The following is a 26,817-nucleotide window of genomic DNA, read 5'->3' as shown; positions in this document are numbered from 1 at the left end:
GGTCGCGGTCATGGATCAACCCTTGTAGAGCATGGTCGAGACGTCGACCTTCTGCGCGAAGACGCCCTTATCGGTGAACAGGTCGAAGAACTTCTGGAAGTACTGCACATCGCTGGGCGTGAACTCGTTGTGCAGCGTGTAGGCGGCCAGGGGCACTTCCTCGGTCATCGGGCCTTCGATGGCGGTATAGCCCTTCAGGAAGGGGCGCGCCTCTTCGGGCTTGGTGCGGATCAGTTCGATGCCGCGCGCATACGCGGCGATGAATTTCTTGCTTTCCTCGGGATGCTTCTTGAGGAAGGCGGTGGTCAGCGAGGCGGAGCCGCCGAACCACGGCGCCATCGGATCGCCCAGGACGTACTTGGCGATGACGCCGGTTTCCAGGACGCGGGTCGTGCCGTTCAGGCGGCCCACCGTGCCCGTGGGTTCCAGCGTGTAGCACGCGTCCAACTGGCCGGCGGCAACCGCGGCGACGTGCTGGCTGATCGCCAACTCGACCACGGTTGCCCCCGTTGCGCCGGCGCGCTCCAGGACTGCTTTGGCCAGCGTGGAATTCTGGATGCCGGGACCAGAACCGACCTTTTTCCCCTTGAGGTCTGCGATGGATTTGATGGGACTGTCTTTCGCGACGATGAACTCATCCAGCACGTTCTTGGCGTTGCTGGGGTTTGACGCAAAAATCTTGAACAGGCCGGGCGAAGCGATCTCGCCGATGGCCAGGTTGGCCGAGCCCGTGCCATTGGCGCTGCCGTCGGCGCGGCCTGCGAGCATGGCTTCCATGACCTGCTGCGCACCCGCGAATTTCAGCGCCTCGACGTTCAGGCCGGCTTCCTTGAAATAGCCTTTCTCGATAGCGGCGTAGAACGGCAGGCCGGCGGCCACGGGCCAGAAGCCGATCCGGATGACCGGACCCGATTGCGCGCGCACCAGCGCCGGAGCGGCGAGCGCCGCCGCGCCCATGGCGGCGCCCTGGATCAGGCGGCGGCGGGTGGCGTTGAAGGCGTAGGGTGCATTGCGATGGATCATGTAGGGCTCCTGGGCTGCTTGGATGGGGGCGCTTGTAGACAAGCTTGCATACCAGTCATCAAGCAATACCCGTGCCAGGTTTTGCGCGAGGTGCGTTCCCCCATGGGGCGCGATCACATCGCCTCAGGCTGGTGCCCGTCGTGAACCAAGTTGGTGCAAGGCGCACCACATAAGGGGACATAACGTGTCCTCAGTCGGCACTGACGCGCCCGCGCCGGCTGCGTTGGCAGTAGCATCGGGCGCATGAACACGCGCTTTGTCGAGGCCTTTCTTTGGTCCGCGCGGCTAGGAAGTTTTCGCGCCGCGAGCGACCGTCTGCACATCACGCAGGCGGCCGTGGCCAACCGCATCGCATCGCTGGAAGAGGACATCGGCGCGCGGCTGTTCGAGCGCGACGCCAAGGAACTGAAGCTCACGGCGGTCGGCACGCGGCTGCTGGATTACGGCGAGCGCCTGCTCGAGATCCGCCAGCAGATCCTGTCGCTGGGCAAACGCGGCGACGCGGTCGCCGGGCTGGTGCGCATCGGCGCCATCGAGACGGTGGTGCACACCTGGCTGATCGGCTTTCTGACGAACCTGCGATCCACGTATCCCGGCATCGAGGTCCAGCTGACGTCCGAGACCGTACGCGCCCTGCATCGCGGTTTGCGCGAAGGCACGCTGGACATTGCGTTCCAGACGGACGTGCTGAACGACACGGGCATCATCAGCATGCCCTGCCTGCCGATGGAGATGGGCTGGATCGGACCGGCGGGCGGCGAGGACTCGATGTCGGCGCACGATCTGCTTGGCGAGCCGGTGCTGACGATGAGTCCGGGATCGCAGCCGCACGAGGCGCTCAAGGCCCTGTACCGCGAGGTTGGCATGCCGCAGGGCAAGGTGCATTTCGTCAGTTCGATCTCGGCGCTGGCGCGGCTGGTGCGCGGCGGCTTCGGCCGTGCGCTCGTGCCATTGCCACCCCTCTACGAATACGTCGCGCGTGGCGAGATCCAGGTCATCCACACTGACTTGCCGGTGCCGCCGCAACAACTGGCGGTGAGCTATCTGGAAAGCGGCGGCTCGGACGCGATCCGGCTGGTGGCGGAACTGGCGTGCCGCGCGTCGGATCAGTTCACGGCCTCGGTCATTGCGCCGCGGGTGGGGGCGGCCCGGTAGGCGTTTTCGTTCAAAAATTTGTCAGCTAACTGAACGGCGCCTGAATATCAAACGAAAATTGTTTACACTCGCATCCACAAAATTCAAGCCGGAACGGACCGCCGCGGGGGCGGGCCGTCCGAATTACGGGAGAAAGACGATGCGCAAGTTGCTATTGGGTGCGGTGCTGGCCGCCGCGGTGTACGGCGGAGTGGCGCAGGCCGCCGTCGAACCCAAGGCCGTGGTTGCCACGTACTCCGATCTGGCGCTGGCCGGCTACGAGGATTCGCTGACGGCCGCCAAGAAGCTGCGCGACGCCATCGACGCGTTGGTCGCCAAGCCCAGCGCCGAAACCCTGAAAGCCGCGCGCGAGGCGTGGATCGTGGCGCGCGTGCCTTATCAGCAGACCGAGGCCTACCGCTTTGGCAATCCCATCGTCGACGACTGGGAAGGCCGCGTGAACGCCTGGCCGCTGGACGAAGGCCTGATCGACTATGTCGACGCGTCCTACGGCACGGAGAACGACCAGAACGCGTTCTACGCCGTGAACGTCATCGCCAACGCCAAGGTCTCGGTGGGCGGCAAGACGGTCGACGTCAGCAAGATCACGCCCGAGCTGCTGTCCGAAGTGCTGCACGAAGCCGACGGCAACGAGGCCAACGTGGCTACGGGTTATCACGCGATCGAATTCCTGCTGTGGGGCCAGGACCTGAACGGCACCGGCGCCGCGCCCGCGGATCGCAAGGGCACGCCGCAGGAGCGTCATTCGGGCAATCGCCCGCATACGGACTTTGATCCCAAACAGTGCACCGGCGGCAATTGCGAACGCCGCATTGAATTTTTGAAGGCGGTAACGGACTTGCTGGTGACTGATCTCGAAGAAATGGTGGGCAACTGGAAGAAGGACGGCGCGGCGCGCAAGGCGGTCGAAGAGGATCCGAAGGCCGGCCTCATCGCGATGCTGACCGGGCTGGGCAGCCTGTCGTACGGCGAGCTGGCGGGCGAACGCATGAAGCTGGGCCTGATGCTGCACGATCCCGAGGAAGAGCACGATTGCTTCTCGGACAACACGCACAACTCGCACTATTACGATCAGATCGGCATCCGCAATGTCTATCTGGGTTCGTACACGCGCATCGACGGCAAGAAGGTGACCGGCGCCAGCCTGTCCGAACTGGTCAAGGCCAAGGATCCCAAGCTGGACGCCGAAGTGCGCGCCAAGCTGGACGCCACCGTCGCCGCCATGCAGGCCATGAAGACGCGCGCCGAGACGGTCGAGACCTATGACCAGATGATCGCGGAAGGCAACAAGGAGGGCAACGCGGTGGTGCAGGCTGCCATCGACAGCCTGGTCGCGCAGACGCGCAGCCTGGAGCGCGTGATCACGCTGCTGGACCTGGGCAAGGTCGCCATCGAAGGGTCCGACAGCCTGGATAAACCCGACGCCGTGTTCAAGTGAAACTCGCATTAGCCGCCGTACTGGCGGCGTCGGTTCATACCGTCGCCGCCGCCGCGCCCGCCGCTCCCGGCGGGCGTGACGATCTGACGCCCGAAGATCAGAAGCGCGTCACCGCCATCACGGCGCCCACCGGCGATTTCTCGAAGGTTGAATCATTCGAGACCATGCAGGCCGGGGCCGCGACGACCAACAAGCTCATCAACGCCGACATTTTTTCGCAGCCGTCGGCGAACATGAGCTTTGAAGGCCGCCAGGAATTTATCGTCGGCAACGGCCTGTTCCGCAAGGACTGGGTGTCCGCACCCTCGTCCACGCAGGCGTCCGATGGCCTGGGACCGCTGTTCAACGCACGCTCCTGTCAGGCCTGTCACACCAAGGATGGCCGTGGCACGGTGCCGGGCTTCGATCCGCTGGAACGCACGGACGCCGTTGCGCTGCTGCTGCGCCTGGCGGTGCCGGAAGGCGCCGATCGCGGGCATCCCAAGCTGGGCGCCGACGAGATCGCGGCCTTGCCGGAACCCGTCTATGGTGTGCAGCTGCAGAATTTCGCGGTCGCGGGCCTGCCGGCCGAAGGCCGCATGGAAATTGAATACGAAGCCGTGCCCGTGGCGCTGCGCGGCGGCGAGACCGCCACGCTGATGAAGCCCACGTATCGCATCGAGAACCTGGGTTACGGGCCGATGCGCGCGGACACGCAGATCTCGCCGCGGCTGGCGCCGCCGATGATCGGGCTGGGGCTGCTGGAATCGATCCACGAGTCCGACATCCTGGCGAACGTCGGCGCGGACAAGCGCGACGGCATTGTCGGCAAGGCCAACTGGGTCACCGATGCACGTACCGGGGCACGCGTGCTGGGCCGGTTCAATTTGAAGGCGGGACAGCCGACGGTCGAGCAGCAGAGCGCTGCCGCGTTCTCCAACGACATGGGCCTGTCCACGCCGATGTTCCCCAAGCATTCCGGCGAATGCACGCCCGCGCAGACCCAATGCCTGGACATGCCGCACGGCGCGCAGCCGCGCTTTGGCGCGGAGGAAGTGCCGGGCAAGCTGATGGACTTCGTCACCATCTATTCGACCAACCTTGCCGTGCCCATGCGGCGCGATGCGGACGACGCGCGCGTGCTGGCGGGCAAGAAGCTGTTTTACGAGGCCAATTGCGTGGCCTGCCACGTGCCCAAGTACGTGACCAGCCGCAACGCCAAGCAGCCGGAACATCGCTTTCAGCTGATCTGGCCGTACACCGACATGCTGGTGCACGACATGGGCGACGACCTGGCCGACGGCGTGAGCGACGGCATGGCCACCGGCCGCGAATGGCGCACGCCGCCGCTGTGGGGCATTGGCCTGACCAAGACCGTCAATCCCAATGCGACCTGGCTGCACGACGGGCGCGCCCGCACGCTGCTGGAAGCGGTGCTGTGGCATGGCGGCGCGGCCAAACCCGCGCGCGACCGCGTCGTGGACATGACGCCCGAAGAACGCGCGGACCTGATCCGCTTCCTGGAGTCCCTGTAATGGCCCGCCTTTTGTTCACGCGCGCCGCCGCTGCGGCGCTGGTCCTGGTGGCGCCGATGGCCGCGGTTACCGCGCAGGCCGCGCTGCCCGCCGATCTTGGCGAACGCCTGGCGCGCGAGTACGCCCGGCCTGCGGTCGCGAAGATGACGGACGCCGCTGCAACGCTGGAGTCCGCCCTGGGCGGCTGGTGCGCCAAGCCCGACGCGGCGGGCGCCGCGCGCGTCGGTGATGCGTTCAGGACGCTGGCGCACGCGTGGTCGGGCGTCGAGATCCTGCGCTTCGGCCCGCTGGTGCAGGCCAACCGCTTCGAGCGCCTGGCCTTCTGGCCCGACACGCGCGGCGTGATGCCTCGTCAGGTGCAGACGCTGATCGCGGCCAAGGACGACGCGCTGCTCAAGCCGGGCGCGCTGGCCGGCCGCAGCGTGGCGGTGCAGGGGCTGCCCGCACTGGAATACGTACTGTACGGCGAGCCCGACCTGCTCAAGCAAACTGGCGAGCCCGGTTTTGCCTATGCCTGCGGCTACGCCACGGCCATCTCCGCCAACGTCGCGACGATTTCACGCGATCTGAGCGAGGCCTGGAGCGCGCAGGGCGAATTCGGGCGGCAGTTTGCAAAGCCCCAGCCGGGCAATGACCTCTACCGGAGTTCGCAGGAAGTCGCAGCCGAGGCCATGAAGGCCTTGTCGACCGGCCTGCAGTTCGCGCGCGACGTGAAGATCGAGCCGGTGCTGGGCGATTCGCCACAGGCCGCCCGTCCGAAGCGCGCGGCATTCTGGCGCAGCGGCCTGTCGATGAGTCTGCTAGCGGCCAACCTGGATGCGCTGAAGGCCTTCTTCGTGGCCGGCGGCTATCCCTTGCCGGCGGGCGAGGAATGGATGGATGCGTCGGTACGGGGAGAATTGTCCAGCGCCGCGCAGACGCTGCGCGCAGTGCCGGCCCCGCTGGATCAGGCGCTGGCGGGCGAGGAAGGACGCCGCCTGCTGGTCCTGGCGTCGCTGACGATCAAGAATGCCAAGGCCATCGTTGACGAGAACCTGGCGCCCGCCTTGGGGGTCACCATCGGCTTTAACGCGCTCGATGGAGATTGACCGGCGCCGCTTCCTGGCGTTGGCCGCGGCGCTGGGCCTGTCGCCCGTCGCGGCACGCGCTGCGCTGCCGGCCGATGGCGGACCGCTGTACCTGACCGCGCGCAAACGCGGCGGGCGCGACGAGGCGGTGGTGCTGGATCAGGCCGGCCGCGATCGCCTCGCGATTCCCATGCCCGCGCGCGGCCACAGTTTTGCGATCGACGCCTCGGCGCAGCGTGCCGTGGTGTTTGGCCGTCAACCCGGTTTTTTTGCGCTGGGCTTTTCGCTGGAAGGCGGCGAGCCCGCGGCCTTGCCGCTGCCCGACGACCGGCATTTCTTCGGTCACGGCGCCTTCGTGCAAGGCGGCCGCCTGCTGGCCGCCACGGAGAACGACTTCGAGGGCGGGCGCGGCGTGCTGGGTCTGTACGACGCCACGCCCGGCGGCGGTTACCGGCGCGTGGGCGAGTTCGACTCCGGCGGCATCGGGCCGCACGAGGTCGTGCTGATGCCCGATGGCAAGACGCTGTGTGTGGCCAACGGCGGCATCCTGACGCATCCTGACTACGGCAAGCTGGAACTGAACCTGGACACCATGCGGCCGTCGCTCGCGTATATCGACGCGGCCACCGGGCAACTGCTGGAGAAGGTGGAGCTTGCGCCGGCGCTGCACCGGCTGTCGATCCGGCACCTGGCCCTGGCAGCCGATGGGGCGGTGTGGTTCGGTTGCCAATACATGGGCCCGGCCGCCGATCGTCCCGCGCTGGTCGGCCGTCATCGCCGCGGCGCGGCGCTGGAACTGTTCGAAGGCCCGGCCGAGACGCTGCGCAACATGCGCAACTACGTGGGCTCCGTCGCGGTCGACGCATCCGGCGGCATCGTCGCCACATCCAGCCCGGTCGGCGGGCAGGTGATCTACTGGGACGCCGCCAGCGGCAAATGCCTGGGCGTCACGTCGCTTGCCGACGGCTGCGGCGTCGCACCCGCCGGGCAAGACGGTTTTCTGGTCAGCAGCGGTCTGGGCGCGATGATCCGCACCAACGCGCAGGGCAACGAAAAGTCGGTCCTGCCGCCGTCGCGCGATGTCTCCTGGGACAACCACTTCCGCATCGTGCCCGTGTAACGCGGCTTTGCCTGCCGGCGCGGCAAGACCTATGCTGCATGTCAGACCGATTCAGGTGTCAGACACCAGAATCAGTCTTACGCGGTGGCGCGCGGCGCGTCTCTTTACAAAGCCTGACACTCCCGTGGGGCGTGGCGCCGCTTTGTGCAAGCCGCTTCTGATACATTCTTCCGTCGATTTTTTTCGCAGGAGGTTCCATGGATGAGGCCGTAAAAGAGTTCTATGTCTGGGCCCCGAGGCTGATGGATATGGGCATCAATCTGCTCGTCGCCTTGCTCATTCTCGGCATTGGCTGGTGGGTGTCGTCGTTGCTGGGCAACTGGGTGCGCCGGGCCGCCACGCGGTCGCCGAAGATCGATCCCACGATCGTGCCCATGTTCGCCACGACCGTGATGTGGGCGGTGCGCATCTTCACGGTGATCGCGGTGCTGGCGCGCTTTGGCGTGCAGACGGCCAGTCTGATCGCGGTGCTGGGCGCCGCGGGTCTTGCCGTCGGTCTGGCCTTGCAAGGCACGCTGCAGAACATCGCGGCCGGCATCATGCTGCTGATCCTGCGTCCGATCCGCGCGGGCGAATACATCGCGCTCAGCTCGGGCGCGGACGGCACGGTCGAGGAAGTGGGCCTGTTTCTGACGCGCCTCGTGCAGGGTGACGGCATCCACATGACGCTGCCCAACAGCACGGTCTGGAACGCCACGATCACCAACTACAGCCGCAACAAGACGCGCCGCCTGGATATCCCCGTGCCGGTTCGTTATGGCGACGACCTGGATGCCGTGGTCGCCAAACTGCAACAGATCGTGGACGCGCGTCCCGATGCGTTGAAGGACCCGGCGCCGCAGGTGAAGGTGTTCGACTACAAGGAAAACGGCGTCACGGTGAACGTGCGCGTGTGGGCCGAGTCGGGCAAGTATTGGGACCTGCGCTGGAGCCTGTACCAGGAAATCCGCCGCTCGCTCGAAGAGGCCGGCTTCCAGGCTCCGATCCCGCTGCGCGAAATCCAGAATCCCAAGACGGGCGCGGCTGCTTCCTGATTGCGGGTTTGGTGTTGTCAGCCATGAAAATGGGCGCCTCTTTGGAGGCGCCCATTTTTACTTGACGGCAAGATGGCGTGACGGCGAGATCGCGTGATCGAGCGCTCGGCGACCTGCCGATCAGGCCGGCATGGCAAGCCGGGCCAGTTCCGTCTTGATCCAGCCCGCGATCTCGCGCTGGCGCTGCGCGGGCATGCGGTCGATGATGGCCGTGACGCTGACGGCCAGCAGGGGCGCACCCTGCGCGTCCAGCAACGCGCAACCCACGCCCAGCGCGCCGCGCACCGCGTGGTTGCCGACCACCGAATAGCCGCGTGCGCGCGTGTTTTCGATGAGGCGGAACATTTCCTGGGGCGTCATGCCGCCGTACTCGTCCAGCCTGCCGGAATTGCGTTCGACGATGCCGCGCGCGATGTCGTCGGGCAGGGCGGCCAGCAGCGCCATGCCGCCCGAGCCCACGCCCAGCGGCTGCCGCTTGCCGGCATATGTGGCAAGGATCTGCACGGGATAGCTGCCGATTTCGCGATGCAGGCTGATCGAGTCGTCTTCCTCGCGCACCACTAGGAACACGGCGTCGCCGGTGCGGTCCGCCAGGCGGCGCAGCACGGGCAGTAACTGGCGCACACGCGGATCGCGCGAACGCGTGTCCGGATCGACGGCAAGTTGCGCGCGGTATTTCTTGGTGCCCGCGACCGGCAGCACCAGGCCCGCGTCGAGCAGGGCGGCCAGCAACCGGTAGATGGTGGGCCGTTGTATGCCGGTCAACCGGGCAATATCGGTCACGCTCAGGCCGTCCGGACCCTGGTCACGCAGGGCGGCCAGCACGGCCAGGCCGCGTCGCAGAGTGCGTGGGCCCGCGGCCGCGGCATCGCTGTCTTGCATGCAGATCTCTGAAAACTAAGGGTTATCAACAAACGAACGAGGGAAAACCATCGTCCGTAGGGTGGACTCTACCTTGATGGCCACCGCCTGTATAGCGCAGAATGCGTCCATCCAATAATTCGAATCGTCCATCTAATGGACAGTACCTGCACGGAGACATTATGACTACAGGTCACAAGCCTGGCATGCGGCGCCTTGCCGCCACCCTTCTGGCCACCGCCGCAAGCGCATTTGCAATGGGTTCCGCCCACGCCGCCTATCCCGACAAGCCTGTCCGCATCGTGGTCGGTTTCTCGGCCGGCGGCACCACCGACGTGATCGCCCGCATCATGGCCAAGGAACTGACCGAGTCCCTCGGTCAATCGTTCGTGGTCGAAAACAAGCCGGGCGCCGGCAGCAACATCGCTACCGATCAAGTCCAGCGCGCCACGCCGGACGGCTACACGCTGCTGTTCGTCGCAGTGACCAGCGCGATCAACCAGACCCTGTACAAGAACGTTTCGTTCGACCTGACGAAGGACTTCGCCCCGGTCGCCCTGGGCGCCAAGGTCCCGAACATCCTGGTGGTCAATCCCCAGGTGCCGGTGAAGTCCGTGCAGGAACTGGTCGACTACGCCAAGAAGAACCCGGGCAAGCTGGCTTTCGCCTCGTCCGGCAGCGGCACCTCCATCCACATGGCGGGTGAGCTCTTCAAGATGAAGGCGGGCATCGATGTCCTGCACGTGCCGTACAAGGGCAGCGCCCCGGCCATGACCGACCTGATCGGCGGCCAGGTGCAGTTCATGTTCGACAACATGCCGTCGGCCTGGCCGCACGCCCAATCGGGCAAGCTGAAGGCGCTGGCCGTGACCACCGCCGACCGCTCCAAGAGCGCGCCGGATCTGCCGACCATGAAGGAATCGGGCTTCACGGACTTCGACGTGTCGTCGTGGTTCGGCCTGCTGGCCCCGGCCGGCACGCCGCCGGAAGTCATCAACAAGCTCAACGCCGCCATGCAGCAGGCGCTGGACAAGCCCTCGGTGCAGACCAGCTTTGAAAAGCTGGGCGCCGTGGGCGTGAAGACCACGCCGGCCGAGTTCGGCCAGTTCATCAAGTCGGAAGTCGAAGGCTGGGCCCCCGTGATCAAGGCCTCGGGCGCGACGGTCGACTGATCGGCGCCGCTGCCGGTGCCACGCCGGCGGTGGGCTTAGTAAAAAGGGACGGTCTATGACCGTCCCTTTTTTATTTGTGCTTTTATCCGGGAATTTCAATCCCGGGTCGGCGCCACGACCGCTATTTCTTCTTGGCCGCGTTCAGCATCGCCGTGCAGACGCCACGCATCATGTCCACTTCGTCGCGGGTGAGCGACAGGCGGGAGTACAGGTGACGCATGCGGGGCATCAGCTTCTTGGGGTGGGCGGGGTCCAGGAACTGCACGCCGACCAGCGCTTCCTCCCAGTGCGCCAGAAACGCCTGAACCGCTTCGCTGGAAGCCGGTTCCGCGCCACGCGACGGTTCCTGGGCGGTGGAGCGCGGCAAGAGCTCGGCGCCCTGGTCCACCAGCAGCGCATAACGCAGCTCCCAGGCGGCCAATTGCAGCGCCTGGGCGACGTTCAGCGAGCTGTACTCGGGATTGGCCGGGATGTGGCAGATGCGGTGGCACAGCGCGATCTGCGCGTTCGTCAGGCCCGCGCGCTCGGTGCCCAGCACGATGGCGGCCACGCCTTCGGCCGTGTCCGCCAGGTGAGCGCAGGCCAGATCGGCCGCCTGCCGGATGTCGCAGGGCGGGGGACCCAGGTCGCGGACCCGCGCCGTCAGCGCAAAAGCCAGCGTGACGGGCGCCAGGGCTTCCTCGAGCGACGGATAGATGCGGGCGTTCTCAAGCACGTCCAGCGCGCCGCTGGCCAGCGCCACGGCCTCCGGCTGGCTTGTTACATCCGGGAATTTGGGGTCCACCAGGACCAGTTCCGAAAAGCCCATCGTCTTGATTGCACGGGCCGCGGAACCGACGTTTCCGGGGTGGCTGGGGTTCACCATTACGAAGCGAACACGTGAAAATGCTTGAGTCATTTAAAATGGCACGTTTGGCTTCGTGCCTTCCTGGTTTTTTGAGTCGATTTCCCCGTGGGGGACACGGCGTGCCGGGGGGCGGCAAGCGGCCTATCATCAAGCCAACTCATCGCATACGTACGGAATTTTATGCACCCGATGCTCAACATCGCCATCAAGGCGGCCCGGCGTGCCGGCACCATTATCAACCGTGCCAGCATGGATTTGGAACGACTCAGCGTGGCTCGCAAGGGGCCGCGCGATTATGTCACGGAAGTCGATCGCGCCGCCGAAGAGTCCATCGTCGAAACGCTGCGCGCTGCCTACCCTGACCACGCCGTGCTGGGCGAGGAGTTCGGTCTGCAGGGACCCGACCAGGCGGAATTCCAGTGGATCATCGATCCGCTGGACGGCACCACGAACTTCATCCACGGCCTGCCCAACTACGCCGTGTCGATCGCGCTGACGCAGCGCGGCCAGGTCACGCAAGCGGTCATCTATGACCCCTCGCGCAACGAACTCTTCACCGCCAGCCGTGGCAGCGGCACGTTCCTGAACGACCGCCGCGTGCGCGTCTCGGGCCGCACCCGCTACCACGACGCGCTACTGGGCGCGCACTGGCCCAATGCCGGCGATCCCGAACAGGGCTCGCAGCGTTTCCGCCAGATGGCCGAAGGCGCCACCGGTGTGCGCCGCCTGGGCTCGACCGTGCTGGACCTCGCCTACGTGGCCACCGGCCGCCTGGACGGGTTCTGCGGCGTGGGCTTGAAGCCCTGGGATGTGGCTGCCGGCAGCCTGATGGTGCTGGAAGCGGGCGGTCTGGTCGCCGACTTCGACGGCGAACAAGGCTGGATGGACAGCGGCAATGTCCTGGCCGCCAGCCCCAAGATCTTCACGCAGATGCTCTCGACGCTGAACCCGCCCTCGGCGGCCTGATCAGCGCGACGCGCAAATAAAAACCGGCCCTGGCGGCCGGTTTTTATTTTTATGCGCCAGGCCGTCACCCGCGCGGGCTGGCGGCTCTACGGATACAGCCCATGGTTCACAGCGCCAACTGGATTCGATTCTCCTCTTCGCCTTGCGGCATGGCGGGCACGGCGCAGCAAATGAGAACCTCGTCTTCACCGACTTCGGCGGTCGGTTCCTTTATGTAGGTCACCGCGCCCTTGATCAGTTTGGTGCGGCACGTCCCGCAATTCCCTTCACGGCAGCTGAATTCAGGATTCAGTCCGCGCGTCTCTGCAAGATCAAGAAGCGAGCCGGACGCCGGGGTCCAGCGAGCCTCCTTCAGCGAATTCATGAACGCGATGGGCACGGAGGCCGTGGCCGGCGGCAAGCGGACGGGCGTATCTGCACGGGGCGTACTGGTGCGCTTCAACGAAGCCGGCCCGAACGCCTCGGCCAGGATTCTTTCATCGGCAATGCCGTAGCCGCGCAGACCGTCGTAGATGGCCTGCGTGAACGACGGGGGGCCGCAGAGATAGAACTCGTAGTCGCCAAAGACCAGAAAGCGGCTGAGCAGTGGCATGTCGATACGGCCCGATGCCTCGTAATCAATGCCGTCCTGGGCATCGGTGATATCGCTGAGCACGCGAACGACCTTGACTGCGCCTTTTGCGGCGGCAACCAGCTGGGCAATCTCGTCATCAAACGCGCGTTCGCGCTTGGCGCGCGCGGCGTAAAACAGCGTGGTGGGCCGGATGCGTTGCCGACGCAGTCCTTCGTAAACGATATGGCGCAGCATTGCCAGCATGGGCGTGATGCCGACACCCCCTGCCATCAGCACCGCGGGGCGATTCGTCTGCGCGTCCAGCGTGAAACTGCCCGCCGGCGCTCGCACGTCGATGGTGTCGCCTTCATGCACGTGGTCATGCAGGTATTGGGAGACCTGGCCATCCCGCTTGACGCTGATGCGGTAATGGCCATCCGACGGCGCGACCGACAGCGTGTACGTGCGAATGACCGGCTTATCCAATCCCGGGACGTTGACGCGTATGGGCAGATGCTGGCCCGCCAGATGCGGCAGCAGCCCCACGCCGTCGTCCGGCGCCAAATGAAACGATCGGATCGACTCGCTTTCCTGCACGACGCTGCGTACTTTCAAGGGCCGCCAACGGGTTGCAAATTCCGCCGCGCGCAACCGGGCATCGGCTTGCTGCCAATCGCCCGTCATCAACGAGCTCTCGGACCAGCCGCCCTCCTGAAACGTCCAGCGCAGGGCCAGTCCGCCCCGTCTGCGCACGATCCTGTGCGCGCGGAATGTCCAGAGACGCTCCGCACCCTGAAACGCCGCGATGTCGGGAGAGTCCAGGATGACCTCGGCCTCGCCCGTCATCTGCAGCATGTCGCCCGTCTCAAAGTCGACGAACAGAAGTCCCGCCTTGCCGTTGAGCAGGATGTTGCCGAGCGTGGCAAAGAAGAGGTTGCCGTTGAAGTCCGGAATCGTCAGCGTGCCGTCCTGATGCACCCGGACGAACCCGGCCTTGCCGCCGCGATGGGAGACATCGACCTGGCGCCGGTCTTCGCGCTCGGCGTAGGACGCGACAAAGAAGGCATCGGATTTTTCGATCAGCGCCCGCGTTTCCGGGTCGATGGCCGCCAGTTCCTCGGCCTGCACCGACGCGGGCGCGCCGGGATCGCGGACGAAGGTGAAATCGCGAAGCTGAATGTACCGCGGGCAGTTTCCGAAACTCTGATCGACGCTGACCCGGAAACCGCCATCCACCCCGGTTGAGACCACACCGTTCATGCGGTTTCGGCGGCGCGTGTGCATCTCGATGCCCAGCAGGCCGACCGGGGCGCCCTCAATCATGCCGCGGCCTGCCGGATCCGTGGCATCGGGGCGGGCGGCGATATCGAGCGTCGTGGGTGTCGGCGACGACATGAAGCCCGGTCTGCCTTCAAGAAACGTCGCCCAGGCATCGCCCTCGGCGTCCACGCTTCCCAGCACGATGAACGGCAGTTGCGCGTAGAAGTCCCGGTGTTGGTCGGGCATGTAGTCCCGCACGACACGCTGGCCGACCACTTCCATTCGTTCGGCGACGCCTATCTTCTCCTGGATGAATCTTTCGCCCTCATGCCAGGTGGGCAACTTGGTGGATGTCTCGGCCATTTCGTTTCTCGCTGGGGGGATGGACCGCGGTGCAAACCGTCTGCGCTCAGGACGCCGTCACACGTTGGCGGTCAGCCCGGCCGGGGTCTGGACGAACGGCACAAAGCCCGGCAAGGCCTCGACACGGGCGAGAAAACCCTTGACCGCGGGGTACGCCGAGAGATCGACATTGCCCTCGGGGGCGCGGGCGATGTAGCTGTAGACGGCGACGTCAGCGATGGTCGGATGATCGGCGGCCAACCACTCGCGGCCGGCAAAGTGGGCTTCCAGCTTGGTGAGCAGGGCATGCGCGCGCCCGATGACTTCTTCGGCGTTGAAGCCGGCGCCGAACACGGTAATCAGCCGGGCCGCCGCCGGCCCGTAGGCGACTTCGCCAGCCGCCACCGACAGCCAGCGCTGGACGGCCGCCGCGCCACGCGCGTCTTCCGGCAGCCAGGCACGTTGGCCGGATTTCTTGGCGAGATAGACCAGGATGGCATTCGAATCCGCAATGGCAGCGCCGTCATCTTCCAGAACTGGGACTTGGCCAAAGGGATTAAGGGCGAGAAAGTCGGGCTTCTTGTGGGCCCCCGACTTCAGATCGACTTCGACCAGCTCGGCGTTCAAGCCAAGCAGCGATGCAAAGAGAACCACTCGGTGAGAATGACCCGACAGCGGGTGGTGGTGGATTTTCATGGTCCGACTCCTGGGGAATTTTTTCGGAGCGGGACAATTCCCGAACCGTGCCGCCAGTGTGGAACCGAACGATTTTTAGAGGAATAACCTCTGGGCACACTTCTTTATTACGCTGGGAGAAATAATCGGTTTGGTCAGGGGGGGAATTTGTTTTTCGGTCACTCGCGCAGGCACCGATTCCGCGCAGCCCCTTCAGCCCCCTTCAGACCATCAAGCAGCGCCCGCGGCGCGATCAGGTCTCGGCGGACTGCGCAATCAACCGGCCATCGGGCAGCACCATCCACGCCCGCACGCCCAGGCTGCGCACCAGCGCCGCGGTACGTTCCAGCGGCATGTTCGAAAACGCCGTGGACAGCGCATCGGCAGCCGTGGCCGTGGACGCCATGACGGACACGCTGCGGTACAGCGGCCTTGCCCGTCCGGTGAGCGGATCGAATAGATGCGAATACCGTCCCGCGGCATCCAGCGGCGTGCCGTAGCCGCCCGAGGTGGCAAGCGCCTGATTGCTGATCGGCACCTGCGCCAGGATCTGATCGGGCGACAGCGGATCGGCCAGCCCGACGCGCCACCCGGTTGCGTCGGCCGACGCATCCAGTCCGCGTATCTCGCCCATGTCGACCAACGCGCGCTCCAGACCGGCGTTGCGAAACAGGTCCGTCACGCGGTCGGTGATGTAGCCCTGCGCGATGCCGTTCAGCGTCAGCGCCATGCCCGGCTGCAGGCGGATGCGCTGCGTGTCGACCTGGATGCTTCGGTACGAGACGCACTGCAGCGCCCGAGAGATATCGTTCTGCGCGGGGCCGTCGGGAGAAGCGTCGGTTTGCGCGAAGTGGTCGGCATACACGCGCCACAGCGGCTGCACGGACGGATCAAAGAGGCCGCCGGTCAATTCCGCGTAGTGCCGGCTCTCGCTGAGCAGCCGGACCAGGTCGGAAGGCGGATCGGCCAGATACCCCTGGCGGTTCAGGACCGACAGCGCACTGTCTTCGCGATACAGGCTGAACACGCCCTCAAGCCGCCGCAGTTCCTGCAACGCGCGATCGATGAGCTGTTCGGCGGCCTGGCGGTCGGGATGGTACAGCCGCAGCTCCGCGTCCGCGCCTAGTGCCACGCCTTGCCAGCGTGTCGGCGCGATGGCCGCCTGCGCGCGGCGCAGGAAACCGGGAGCGAGGGCTAGCGCGGAAGACGCGGCAACGATGCCAAGGAAGCGGCGGCGGGCGGGAGGGTTCATGGCGTTATCAACCAGGTAAGGCGCAGAAAGCAAGGGCGAATCAAACAGGGAAGGCGGTTCAAACAGAGCAAGGGCGATTTCAATCAGGGCGGCGAGCGTTCGCGCTATTGGGCGAACACGTAGTCCTCGGGCACGTCGGCAAAGCGCACAACGCGCCCGCCGTGCGTCTGGGCGAAAGCCTGCGCGCGCGTCTGATCCGAAAACGGCAGGGCGTCTTCGGCGCCCATGCCGCCGATGAAGCTGGAGTTGATGACGTAGAAGGCCTGGCGGGCGTCGACCCAGGCTTTCAGATCCGCCGCGCCATCGGGACCGGCGGCCGCCATGTCGTTGACATAGATGGCGGCCAGGCCCTTGGGTTCTTCGGGCAGCAGCGTGTAGGCGAATACCTGCTTGATGGACGAGAACCACACCGGCGCGGCGCGGCCCTTCACGAATATCTGGCCCTTCGGTCCCGCGTGGTCCTGCAGCATCATGCCGCAGTAATGGCCGACGGCCTCAGCGGAGACCGCTTGCGGGGCGGGCGGCGCTGCGGCGGGTTCGTCGCCGCCGCAGGCCGACAGCGCCAGCATGATGGCCGAGAAGGCCGCCGTTGCGGCCCAACGTTGCAGCGTCATAGCTGTTTCCTCCGGAAGCAGAAGGCGGCCAGCAGAAACGGCACGGCGATCCACAGCAATTGCGCAGCCACCAGCAGCGGCACGGGCATGTGCGCCTGATCGCTGACGCCGGCCATGCCCGCGTACATGGAAATGTTCTCGAACCCCGTCAGGTTCAGCAGCCGGTATACGTCGGACGGATTGGCCAGCAGCAGCGCATTGAGCATGCCCGGCGTGACGTGGCGGCCTTGATCCGCGGCCAGCACACCCAAGAGGCCCATGTCGTAGATGACGACAAAGAACAGCCAGACGCCCAGCGCGATGCCCGCCGCCGTGGCGCGTTCGCGCACCAGCGTGCTGACCAGGTAGCCCATGGCCAGAAAGCTTGCGCCCAGCAGCACGCTGGCGCCGATCAGCATGGCGAATGGCCGCCAGGCGCCGGCGTCCATGCCGCCATAGACCCATTGCAGCGCCAGTCCGGCCGACCCATAGCCCGCGCCGGTCGCGATGGCCAGGATGACCAGGTGGCCGATGAATTTGCCCAAGATGACCTGCCAGCGCGACACCGGGTAGCTGAGCAGCAGAGCCATGGTGCCGCGGTCGACCTCGCCGACGATGGCGTCATAGGCCAGCAGCATCGCGATGAGCGGCACCAGGAAGATGGACAGGCTGGACAGGCTGACCACCGTGACGGTCAGGGGATCGACCTTGACCGCGCCGGTGGGGGCGCTGCCCAAGAGGCCCAGCGCCAGCGCCAGCGCGGCCAGGAGAATCGATGTGGCAAGGACCCAGCGATTGCGCAGGCCGTCGCGGATTTCCTTGCCGATGATTGTGCTTACGGCGTTCATGCGTCTTCCCGTTCAAGCAGATGGGCGTAGATGTCGTCCAGCCCGGGAACCTGGATGTCCAGGTCGCTGATGGGCGCCCCGATGGCGCCGATGCTGCGGATGGCCTCGACCTTGTCCGATTCGTGGCACAGGCGTTCATAGCGGTTGGCGTCGACCTGGCGCCAGGCCGAGGAGGGCGGGGCGGAAGCGTTGTCCGGTCCGAGCGTTACGCTGATACGGATTGGCAGCCCGGTGTCGCGGCGCAGCGCCGACATGCCGCCGTCGGCGATCTTCACGCCCGCCTTCATGACGACGATGCGGTCGGCATGGCCGGCCAGTTCCGACAAGGCGTGCGTGCTGAGCAGGATGGTGGCGCCGCTGGCGCGCAGCTCGTGCACGATCTCGTAGAACTTGAGGCGCGACGCCGGGTCCAGGCCGGTGGTGGGCTCGTCGAACAGCAGGATGCGGGGCTCGCCCAGCAGTGCCTGCGCCAGTGCCAGCCGTTGGCGCATGCCTTTTGAGTAACCGCCGACGCGGCGATGCGCCGCGCCGGAGATTCCTACTTTCTCGAGCAGTTCTGCATTGCGCGCCAGCGGCTGGCGCTTCAGGCGCGCATAGAAGGCGAGGGTCTCGGCGCCCGTCATCGCGGGATGCAGCGCCACCGTTTCGGGCAGGTAGCCGATCCGATCGCGCAGGCGTGCGGCGGCCGGGCTGTGCGCGTCCTGGCCGAACAGCGTGACGCGCCCGTGCGTGGGTCGGATAAGTCCCAGGATCAGCTTTATGAGGGTGCTCTTGCCGGCGCCGTTGTGCCCGGCCAGCGCCACGCATTCGCCTTCGCGCAGGTCCAGGTTCAGGACGCTGATGGCCCGGTGGGCGCCGTAGTGTTTGCTGACGCCTGCAAGCGTCACCAGTGGGTTGCTCATTGATTGTCCTCGGCGCGCTTCGCGCTTGTTCTTGCGCCGGTTTTTGCGCCGGTGTTTGCGGCAGGATTCTCGGCAAAATTCGCGCCGAGATTCGCGTCGAGTTTTGCGCCAGCGATGGCGCCGTTGTAAGCGCGCGGTTCCCGGACGGGCTTCATCAGCGGCGCGCTGTCGATCACGCCGCCGGGCAGGATCGCGGGGAACTGTGATTGCGCCCAGCGCACCACCGAGATGGCCGGACTGTTGAGCAGGATGCGCGCGGCGGGGGCACGCCACAGCAACTGGTCCACCACGTCGTTCGGCCGGTAGGCCGTATCGGCGATGCCGTCGCCATCCAGGTCGAAGGCCGTGTTGTCGCTCCAGTAGTTGCCGCGTCCGTTATCCGACCATTCCATCACCCGCGTGCCCACGTACTTGACCTGGTTGCGGTTGTTGATGAAGGCGTTGCCCGAGATCCGGTTGCCCTCGGAACCCGCGGTAAAGTGGATGCCGATGTCGCAATTGGAAAAATGGTTGTCCGCAAAGCGGTTCTTGTTGGCGTTGTAGATGAACACGCACTTGCCGGCGCCATCGACGGTATTGCCGGAGATGTTGGAGTCGTTGGCGTAGTTCATCATCAGCCCCTGTTCCACGTTGTTCACCGCCACGTTGCCGGTGACGACCAGGCGGTGCGAATACATGATGGCAAAGCCGATGTCGTTGCTGGTGGACACGTTGCCGCTGATCTCGCTGTCGTTCGTGTACATGTAGTGCACGCCGTAACGCAGGTCATGGAAGCGGTTGCCGGTGAACCGGTTCTGCTTGCTGGTGTTTACAAAGACGCCGTCTCGGCCGGCTGAAATGTCGTTGTCCACCACCGCGCTGCCGGGCGTGTTCCATAGCGACACCCCGTTGCCGCGCTCGGCCACGCGCAGTTCTTTGTTGCCCACGATGCGGTTGCCGCGCACCAGCGCGTCCTGTGGCCCCCATACGTAAACGCCGAACAGGTTGTCCAGGATGTCGTTGTGTTCCACCACGGCGCGATGCGCGGTGCGGTCCAGGAAGATGCCCGCGTCCATGGCGGGCAGGTCCAGCCCCGAGCGGGTGACGGTCAGGTTGCGCAGCGACACGTCCGTGGCCTTGATCCACAGCGTGCGCCCCTGGCGCGTGCCGGCGATGACGGCGGAACGGTCCTTGGGTCCCTCCAGCGTGAGCGGCTTGTCGATGATCACGGCGCCGGCGTAGGTGCCGGGCGCCAGGCGCAGCGTGTCGCCGGGCTGCGCCGCGGCGACGGCTTGTGCCAGTTCGGCGCCCGCCGCGACCTCCAGGGTGGCGGCCGCGGCGGCCCCGTGCAGGGCCGGACCGAAGCCGGCCAGCACGAAGCCGGCCGCGGCCCACACCGCGTTTCGCAAGGTTGCGATGGCAGCCATGGATCGTTACGCAGACTTCTTGGGGTGCACGATCATCTGACCGGACATTTCCATGTGCAGTGCGTGGCAGAACCACTGGCAGTAGTACCAGTAGATGCCGGGGCGATCCGCCTTGAAGGTGATGGACGACGTGGCCTGAGGTCCGATTTCCATGGCGATGCCGTGGCCTTCCAGCGTGAAGCCGTGCGTCAGGTCTTCGATCACTTCCATGTTGGTCACGAACACGGTGACCTCGTCGCCCTGGTTCACCTCGAACTGCTTCAAGCTGAACATCGGCGCCACCGCCATCATGTACACGCGGACCTTGTTGCCGTCGCGCACGACCTTGGCGGCGTCTTCCAGCGACACGCCGTCCTTCTTGGCGATCTGACGGGCGTCTTCCCACATGGGGTCGTCGCGCTTCCAGACGCTGATCGGATTGATCTTGGAACGGTGCACCAGGCACATGTCGTGCGGCTCGGCGAAGCTGGGGCCGTCATGAACAAGCTTCATCTCGTCGCCGGAGATGTCGATGAGCTGGTCGTTTTCGGGCTTGAGCGGACCCACGTTCAGGAAGCGGTCCTTCGAGAACTTGTTCAGCGACACCAGCCACTTGCCGTCGGCTTCCTTGGTTTCGCCCATGGTGGAGTGGTTGTGGCCCGGCTGGTAGTGCACGTCCAGCTTCTGGAGGATCGGGTCGACCTTTTCGCCCTTGTAGGCGCGCTTGGCCTTGTCGATGTTCCACTTGACCATCTGGCTGTCGATGAACAGCGTGGTGTAGGCGTTGCCGCGGCCGTCGAACGCGGTGTGCAGCGGGCCCAGGCCCAACTGCGGTTCGGCCACGACGCAGTCGCGCGGCTTGATCTTGTCGGCGAACAGGTCGTCCAGCTTGCGCACGTCGATCACGGTGACGGTGGGCGAGAGCTTGCCGTTCAGCATGAGGTGGATGCCGTCGGGCGCGGCGTTGCAGCCGTGGGGCGAGTTGGGGACCGGGATGTAGCGCGTGTACTTGGAGCCGTGGCGGCCGTCGACGACCGGCACGCCGCCCATCGTCTTGAAGTCGCCGTCCTTGACCGCCTTCTCGATACGCTTGAGGTCGAAGACCACCACCCAGTCCTGCTCGTTGGCGGACATTTCCTCGACGGTGACGCCTTTCTCCGAGTTATAGCAGGTGGCGAACGAATACTTGCCCTGGTAGTCGGCGTCGCCGTTGTCCAGGTTGCCGTCGACCAGCACCTGCCACGCCACCTTCATGGTGTCGCCATCAATGGCCGAGTAGACCGAGAAGAAGTTCTTCTTGGGATCGTCCAGCACCTTGCCGTCGTTGGGCAGCGGGATGATGTGCTCGCCGTTGGCAAACACGTAGCCGGTGCGCGGATAGCGCTGCGGACGCAGGCCGTGCACACCCGACACGTTGGGCAGTTCGACGATCTTGTCGGTCTTCATCACGTCCAGGCGGATGCGGGCCACGCGGTTGTTGGCCTTGTCGTTGATGAAGAGATAGCGACCGTCGTAGGTCTGGTCGGTGAACGACAGGTGGGGGTGGTGGGCGTCGCCGTTGGGGAACACGCCGCCCTTGTCCTTCAGGTACTCGCGGGTTTCAGGCGTGAGGCCGTCGGTCAGGACCTTGCGGCTTTCGTTGGTGCGGCCCCAGCCGGTGGCGCTGCAATGGTTGAAGACGGGAATGCGCACGAGTTCGCGCATGGACGGCAGGCCCAGCACGCGGACTTCACCCGACTGGCCGCTGGAGTTGAACGCGTAGTATTCGTCGAGCTCGCCCGGCGCGACATGCCCGAGCACGGCGCCGTTGCCGGACTTGCCCTCTTTGCCGTGCGCGGTGGACATCTGCGCCCCTGCAACGAGGCCGGCCGCGCCGGTGATGGCTGCGGTGCCCAGGAAGCTGCGGCGTGTTAGGCCGGCTTTTTCGGGGGTCTTGTCGGACATGGATAACTCCTAGGTAGGGACGGCGCAGTGCGCCGCGGTGCGAAAACCGTGTTTCACGATTCCCGGTTGGGGCGATTCGCCGAGTTGGGGGTCGGCATGCGGTGCAGAACGACTTCCTGCACCGTTGGCTCAGGGGGCGGAGCCGGGCGCCGCTCACGCTTTGCCTGCTTCTGGATCAGGTGAGGGCACTTCTGTTTGTGGTGGTAAAGCATTTGGCAGTGCAGGCACTGGATGCACTCGTTCGGGTTGATTTCGCCGGAGGGGTCGATCGCCTGAACGGGGCATTCGATGTTGCAGCGCTGACAGGGATTGCCGCAGTCGCGGTAGCGCTTGAGCCAATTGAAGATGCGCAGCCGGGCGGGGATGGCCAGCGCGGCGCCCAGCGGGCACAGGTAGCGGCAGAAGAAGCGCTCGATGAAAAGGCCCGCGGCCAGCAGCGCCACGGCGAACAGCACGAAGGGCCAGTGGCGCACGAAGTGCAGGATGATCGCGGTCTTGAAGGGTTCAACCTCTGCCAGCTGCTCGGCAACCGCCAAGTCGTACAGCGAGAAGCCGAAGAGCAGCAGGAAGATCACGTACTTGAACGTGGACAGCCGCTGCGCCACGCCGTGGCGGATCTTGAGCTGGCGCACGCCAAGCCGCCGGGCGATGCGGTTGGTCAGCTCCTGGAGCGCGCCGAACGGACACAGCCAGCCGCAGAACGCGCCGCGGTTCCAGAAAACCATGGAGATGGCGGTGGCGCACCACAGGATGAACACCAGCGGATCCATCAGGAAGTATTCCCAGCGGAAGTCGGTGCGCAGGGCCGAGAAGAACGTCAGCACGTTCACGATGGACAACTGCGCCTGCCCGTACCAGCCGATCCAGAACAGCGCGAAGGCCAGGAACGCCAGACGCAGGCGGTCATGCAGCAGCGGGCGCGAGGTGAGCTGATCCTGGAAGAAGAAGATGCCGACGAGCACCGTCAGCGCGACGGTCAGGATGGCGATCTGGCCGGCCTTGCCCTGCCAGATCTGCTTCCACAGCGCGGGCGGCGCGGATTCGGCGTCGGGTGAGGGGGCCGGCGCTGCGGCGGATTGACTGGCGGCGGGCGCCGGCGGCGGCGCGACGGCGCGGGTGTAGGCCGTGGGCAGGTCATACGGCAGATCGAACGTGACGAACGCCTTGTCCGACACGCTGAGCACGCGCTGCACCATCAGTTGCAGGCGCCACGGTTTGACCGGGTCGAGCGAGGCGTCCTCGGGCACGACAAAGAGGGCGACTTCGCGCAGCGCCGGCGCGCCCTTGGCGTTGACGTCGGCCAGCCGCTGGTGGTTGCGGTCGCGGAACCGGAAGGCGCTTTCGTCCTGGATGACCTCGATGCGATCGAAGATTCCGCCCCGCACGTAACCGGACCCCTTGAACGAATAGAGCCCATTGCCCGCGACCAGCACGGCTTGCTGGCCGGGCTTCAGGCGTTCCTTCAGACGCTGCCAGCCGATGTCGCCCAGCAGGCTGCGGCCGATGGATGGCGCGCTGACCAGCGCGGCATACAGATCGATGAAGGTGTCGTCGGGGCCGCCTTCGCCGTGCTCGGCTGCGTCCTTGCGGCCGGACCGCAGGAACGCCTGGTTGACGTCGTCGGGCGTCAGGCGCAGGTTCTTCACGGCGCCCGCGTCAAGCAGTTCCTGCCAGGTCTGCACCGTGTCCTTGTCTTCGTCGAGGACGCGCGTGGCCGCCGGCTGCGCCGCCTGGCGCGGCGCGCCGGACTTGTCGATGCCGTGCGCGCGCGCCACTGCAATGGCGGACCGCGTGATCGTGTCGCCGATCACCATCAGCGTGACCGTTGCGCCGCTGACGATGTCCACGGGTGGCGGCGCGCCGTGACGGGGCGGGGACTCGACGAAATTCAGGCCGACGTAGCCCTGGATGAAACGATCGACCTTGGCTTGCGGGATGCCGATCAGCACGATGGGCTCGTGGTGCTCGACCAGCTTTGCGCCCATGATGCGGCCGCTGTCGGAAAGCCCCACCAGCACGTCGATCGGCTTGCTGGAATAACCGCGGGTGTTGACCACGTCGGTAGTGAGATAGACAAGGCCAAGCGGCTTGTCGCCCGCAAACACGCGGGCGATCGCGGGTTTGCCTTCGACAGCACCGGTGCGGTCGGCGCCGGGGAATACATCCGTGATGGGCGTGCTGGCCAGGAATTCAGGCAGGCGTTGCGCCTGCGCCGCTTGCGCCAGGAACAGACAGGAAAGCCATAAAGCAATGAACGCGGCTTGAACGTATTTTGTGACCCGAAGGTGTACTGCGGTACTGCCGCGCATGCTGAACTCTGTTCGTCGTGTTTGCTTACGGGCATCCTACGAACATGCACCCGAGGGTGGATTGCGGTTTGTCAATCTGACAGAGTCGAAGTCCTAATAGCCCTACGAAATGTAGGGGAAGTTCCTTAGATTTGAGGGGTATCCGCGTGTGGTGTTGATGGATGTCAATCGGACGATAAGAAGGCAGTCCTACACTGATCCGCGGCGGCAACGGCGTCTGCATATGGCTGGCGTACGTGCATCGACCGCTGTGTCATCGGAGAATTTCATGCTGGCAAAAGCCACCCTCGCCATCCTTCTTTCCGCCTCCAGCCTGCCCGTGCTGGCCGCGCAATGTGAAGCCACCGTCGAAAGCAACGACGCCATGCAGTTCAACGTCAAGGAGATCGTGGTTGACAAGAGCTGCAAGGAATTCACGGTCAACCTGAAGCACGTCGGCAAGATGGCCAAGGTCGCAATGGGCCACAACTGGGTCCTCACCAAGGAAGCCGACAAGCAGGGCGTCGCTACGGACGGCATGGGCGCCGGCCTCGCGCAGGACTACGTCAAGGCGGGCGACACCCGCGTCATCGCCCACACCAAGGTCATTGGCGGCGGCGAATCCGACTCCGTCAAGATCGATGTCTCCAAGCTCGCCGCTGGCGAAAACTACGCATTTTTCTGCTCCTTCCCCGGCCACTGGGCCATGATGAAGGGCACGCTCAAAGTCGGCGGCTGATTCCCCGACGGGTCTGTTGAGACAAGCAAGAGCCGGCCGGGGGGCCGGCTTTTTCATGCCTGCGGCAATTGCCGCGCGGCGCGCTTGAGCCGGGCCGGCCGGCCGCTTTCAGGCGCTTGCAAGCCGTAGTCCATTCGGCCCAAAGCCTCTGTCCATCAGGCTTACGGACGGGATGCGTCACCGGCATGTCATGGATTTTCCATGTACGATTACCGGTCGTGTAACTTCTGGAGCTCCTGATGGAGTGGCTGCTGGACCCCGCTGCGTGGGTCGGCTTGCTTACCCTGGTCGTCCTTGAGATCGTCCTGGGCATTGATAACCTGATTTTCATCGCCATCCTGGCGGACAAGCTGCCGCCCGCGCAGCGCGATCGCGCGCGCATCATGGGCCTGAGCCTCGCGCTCATCATGCGCCTGGGCCTGTTGTCCGTTATGTCATGGCTGGTCACGCTGACTACCCCCCTGTTCAATATCGGTCCACTATCGCCCTCGGGTCGCGACCTGATCCTGATGGTGGGCGGCCTGTTCCTGCTGTTCAAAGGCACGATGGAACTGCACGAGCGCCTTGAAGGCAGCATGCACACCGGCTCGTCCGGCCCGCGTGTCTATGCCAGCTTCTGGGTGATCGTCACGCAGATCGTGGTGCTGGATGCCGTGTTTTCGCTGGACTCGGTGATTACCGCCGTCGGCATGGTGGACCACCTGGCCATCATGATGATCGCCGTCATCATCGCCATTGGCATCATGCTGATCGCGTCCAAGCCGCTGACGCGCTTTGTCAACGCCCACCCGACGGTGGTGGTGCTGTGCCTGGGCTTCCTGCTGATGATCGGCTTTTCGCTCCTGGCCGAAGCCTTCGGCTTCAAGGTGCCCAAGGGCTATCTGTACGCCGCCATCGGTTTCTCGGTTGCCATCGAGGCGCTCAACCAGGTGGCGCGCCGCAACCTGCTCAAGCTCGACGCCCGTTTCCCCATGCGCGAACGCACTGCCTCGGCCGTGCTGCGCATGCTGGGCAAGCGCCCGCCGGCCAGCGACGAACCCGACCTTCCCCATGCCGGCAGCCCGGCCGTCCAGGCGTTCGGGGTCGAAGAGCGCAACATGGTCAGCGGCGTGCTGACGCTGGCCGAGCGTTCCATCCGGTCCATCATGACGCCGCGCACGGACGTTTCCTGGATCAATATCGACGACGATCCCGACAACATCCGCAGGCAACTCACCGAGGCGCCGCACAGCTTTTTCCCGGTGTGCCGCGGCTCGCTCGATGAAGTGCTGGGCATCGGCCGCGCCAAGGACCTGATCGCGGATCTGATCACCGAAGGCCGGGTGCGCCGCAACCGCTTGCGCGATCCCATCATCGTGCACGAGTCGATCGGCATCCTGCGACTCATGGACACCCTCAAGCGCTCGCGCGGCCAGCTCGTGCTGGTGGCTGACGAATTCGGCGCCATCGAGGGGCTGGTGACGCCCATCGACGTCTTCGAAGCCATCGCCGGCGAATTCCCCGACGAGGACGAACTGCCCGACATCGTGGCGGACGGCGCCAACACCTGGAAGATCGATGGGGCGGCCGACCTGCACCACGTCGAGCAGGTGCTTGAAACCGAAGGCCTGGTCGACGACGCCCAGGACTTTTCCACGCTCGCGGGCTACCTGCTATCGCGCTTCGGACATCTGCCCAAGCCGGGCGACGTCTGCGAATACCAGATCCATCACCAGCATTTCCGCTTCGAAGTCCTGGAAATGGATGGCCGCCGCATCGCGCTGGTGCGCGTCGAAAAGCGCCCCGAAGAGCATTTCCCCGACGAAGCATCCCTAGCCAACGACTAACAGAGAGAGACCC

22 protein-coding genes are annotated in these 26,817 nt (G+C 65.4%); 10 read left to right on the top strand and 12 right to left on the bottom strand.

Features of this window, described 5'->3' with window-relative positions; translation table 11 throughout:
• Positions 1–15: 15 nt before the first annotated feature.
• Complete coding sequence (locus tag CLM73_RS19265; protein ID WP_105239799.1) at positions 16–1,023, bottom strand: ABC transporter substrate-binding protein; 1,008 nt, start codon at positions 1,021–1,023, stop codon at positions 16–18.
• 243 nt (positions 1,024–1,266) lie between these two features.
• Between CLM73_RS19265 and CLM73_RS19260 the strand changes: the two genes are divergently transcribed.
• The 6 genes from CLM73_RS19260 to CLM73_RS19235 all read left to right on the top strand — a co-directional run bounded on the left by CLM73_RS19260 (position 1,267) and on the right by CLM73_RS19235 (position 8,351).
• On the top strand, positions 1,267–2,178 hold the full coding sequence (locus CLM73_RS19260) for a LysR family transcriptional regulator (protein ID WP_105239798.1): 912 nt from the start codon (positions 1,267–1,269) through the stop codon (positions 2,176–2,178).
• Between the two features lie 139 nt (positions 2,179–2,317).
• The gene (locus tag CLM73_RS19255) at positions 2,318–3,616 is read left to right on the top strand and encodes an imelysin family protein (RefSeq protein ID WP_105239797.1); all 1,299 of its coding nucleotides are present in this window, start codon (positions 2,318–2,320) and stop codon (positions 3,614–3,616) included.
• Positions 3,613–5,130, top strand: a complete 1,518-nt coding sequence (locus CLM73_RS19250) for a di-heme oxidoredictase family protein (RefSeq protein ID WP_199778172.1) — start codon at positions 3,613–3,615, stop codon at positions 5,128–5,130. Before CLM73_RS19255 ends, CLM73_RS19250 begins: the two co-directional genes overlap by 4 nt.
• Positions 5,130–6,218 (top strand): imelysin family protein, encoded by a 1,089-nt coding sequence (locus CLM73_RS19245; RefSeq protein ID WP_105239796.1) that lies wholly within the window; start codon positions 5,130–5,132, stop codon positions 6,216–6,218. The genes CLM73_RS19250 and CLM73_RS19245 overlap by 1 nt, the downstream gene beginning before the upstream one ends.
• Entirely contained in the window at positions 6,208–7,317 is a 1,110-nt protein-coding gene (locus CLM73_RS19240; RefSeq protein WP_105239795.1) for a DUF1513 domain-containing protein, read from the top strand. Before CLM73_RS19245 ends, CLM73_RS19240 begins: the two co-directional genes overlap by 11 nt.
• Before the next feature lie 197 nt (positions 7,318–7,514).
• Complete coding sequence (locus CLM73_RS19235; RefSeq protein ID WP_105239794.1) at positions 7,515–8,351, top strand: mechanosensitive ion channel family protein; 837 nt, start codon at positions 7,515–7,517, stop codon at positions 8,349–8,351.
• 120 nt (positions 8,352–8,471) lie between these two features.
• On the opposite strand, the gene CLM73_RS19230 is transcribed toward CLM73_RS19235, so the two are convergent.
• A complete protein-coding gene (locus CLM73_RS19230) occupies positions 8,472–9,233 on the bottom strand; it encodes an IclR family transcriptional regulator (RefSeq protein ID WP_105239793.1) in 762 nt (253 codons plus the stop codon).
• 161 nt (positions 9,234–9,394) lie between these two features.
• Between CLM73_RS19230 and CLM73_RS19225 the strand changes: the two genes are divergently transcribed.
• Positions 9,395–10,384 (top strand): Bug family tripartite tricarboxylate transporter substrate binding protein, encoded by a 990-nt coding sequence (locus CLM73_RS19225; RefSeq protein ID WP_105239792.1) that lies wholly within the window; start codon positions 9,395–9,397, stop codon positions 10,382–10,384.
• 121 nt (positions 10,385–10,505) lie between these two features.
• On the opposite strand, the gene CLM73_RS19220 is transcribed toward CLM73_RS19225, so the two are convergent.
• The gene (locus CLM73_RS19220; protein ID WP_105239791.1) at positions 10,506–11,282 is read right to left on the bottom strand and encodes an RNA methyltransferase; all 777 of its coding nucleotides are present in this window, start codon (positions 11,280–11,282) and stop codon (positions 10,506–10,508) included.
• Between the two features lie 129 nt (positions 11,283–11,411).
• Here CLM73_RS19220 and CLM73_RS19215 point away from each other — a divergent pair, with 129 nt between their 5' ends.
• Positions 11,412–12,197 (top strand): inositol monophosphatase family protein, encoded by a 786-nt coding sequence (locus tag CLM73_RS19215; protein WP_105239790.1) that lies wholly within the window; start codon positions 11,412–11,414, stop codon positions 12,195–12,197.
• Positions 12,198–12,303: 106 nt separating this feature from the next.
• On the opposite strand, the gene CLM73_RS19210 is transcribed toward CLM73_RS19215, so the two are convergent.
• From CLM73_RS19210 to CLM73_RS19170, 9 genes are all read right to left on the bottom strand, one after another.
• Positions 12,304–14,373 carry a pyridoxamine 5'-phosphate oxidase family protein gene (locus CLM73_RS19210; protein WP_105239789.1) on the bottom strand — a complete coding sequence of 690 codons (2,070 nt, stop codon included), beginning with the start codon at positions 14,371–14,373 and terminating at the stop codon, positions 12,304–12,306.
• A gap of 57 nt (positions 14,374–14,430) precedes the next feature.
• Positions 14,431–15,048 (bottom strand): glutathione S-transferase family protein, encoded by a 618-nt coding sequence (locus tag CLM73_RS19205; RefSeq protein WP_105239788.1) that lies wholly within the window; start codon positions 15,046–15,048, stop codon positions 14,431–14,433.
• Positions 15,049–15,280: 232 nt separating this feature from the next.
• Complete coding sequence (locus CLM73_RS19200) at positions 15,281–16,279, bottom strand: FAD:protein FMN transferase (protein WP_105239787.1); 999 nt, start codon at positions 16,277–16,279, stop codon at positions 15,281–15,283.
• Positions 16,280–16,383: 104 nt separating this feature from the next.
• The gene (locus CLM73_RS19195) at positions 16,384–16,893 is read right to left on the bottom strand and encodes a nitrous oxide reductase accessory protein NosL (RefSeq protein WP_105239786.1); all 510 of its coding nucleotides are present in this window, start codon (positions 16,891–16,893) and stop codon (positions 16,384–16,386) included.
• A complete protein-coding gene (locus tag CLM73_RS19190) occupies positions 16,890–17,720 on the bottom strand; it encodes an ABC transporter permease (protein WP_105239785.1) in 831 nt (276 codons plus the stop codon). The genes CLM73_RS19195 and CLM73_RS19190 overlap by 4 nt, the downstream gene beginning before the upstream one ends.
• The gene (locus CLM73_RS19185) at positions 17,717–18,622 is read right to left on the bottom strand and encodes an ABC transporter ATP-binding protein (protein ID WP_105239784.1); all 906 of its coding nucleotides are present in this window, start codon (positions 18,620–18,622) and stop codon (positions 17,717–17,719) included. The genes CLM73_RS19190 and CLM73_RS19185 overlap by 4 nt, the downstream gene beginning before the upstream one ends.
• The gene (locus tag CLM73_RS19180) at positions 18,619–20,028 is read right to left on the bottom strand and encodes a nitrous oxide reductase family maturation protein NosD (protein ID WP_234015675.1); all 1,410 of its coding nucleotides are present in this window, start codon (positions 20,026–20,028) and stop codon (positions 18,619–18,621) included. The genes CLM73_RS19185 and CLM73_RS19180 overlap by 4 nt, the downstream gene beginning before the upstream one ends.
• A gap of 6 nt (positions 20,029–20,034) precedes the next feature.
• Positions 20,035–21,951 (bottom strand): TAT-dependent nitrous-oxide reductase, encoded by a 1,917-nt coding sequence (gene nosZ, locus CLM73_RS19175; protein WP_056563537.1) that lies wholly within the window; start codon positions 21,949–21,951, stop codon positions 20,035–20,037.
• A 53-nt stretch (positions 21,952–22,004) separates the two neighbouring features.
• Positions 22,005–24,260 carry a NosR/NirI family protein gene (locus CLM73_RS19170; RefSeq protein WP_105239783.1) on the bottom strand — a complete coding sequence of 752 codons (2,256 nt, stop codon included), beginning with the start codon at positions 24,258–24,260 and terminating at the stop codon, positions 22,005–22,007.
• A 268-nt stretch (positions 24,261–24,528) separates the two neighbouring features.
• On the opposite strand from CLM73_RS19170, the gene azu reads away from it, so the two are divergent.
• Both azu and CLM73_RS19160 read left to right on the top strand, forming a co-directional pair.
• Complete coding sequence (azu, locus tag CLM73_RS19165) at positions 24,529–24,978, top strand: azurin (protein WP_056563534.1); 450 nt, start codon at positions 24,529–24,531, stop codon at positions 24,976–24,978.
• Positions 24,979–25,217: 239 nt separating this feature from the next.
• The gene (locus CLM73_RS19160; RefSeq protein ID WP_056563530.1) at positions 25,218–26,804 is read left to right on the top strand and encodes a TerC family protein; all 1,587 of its coding nucleotides are present in this window, start codon (positions 25,218–25,220) and stop codon (positions 26,802–26,804) included.
• The last annotated feature ends 13 nt before the right edge of the window (positions 26,805–26,817 follow it).

It is taken from the genome of Achromobacter spanius, assembly GCF_002966795.1.
Lineage (GTDB): Bacteria > Pseudomonadota > Gammaproteobacteria > Burkholderiales > Burkholderiaceae_B > Achromobacter > Achromobacter spanius_D.
The sequence above is the reverse complement of the archived record's forward strand: the minus strand, read 5'-3'. Positions and strand labels throughout refer to the sequence as shown.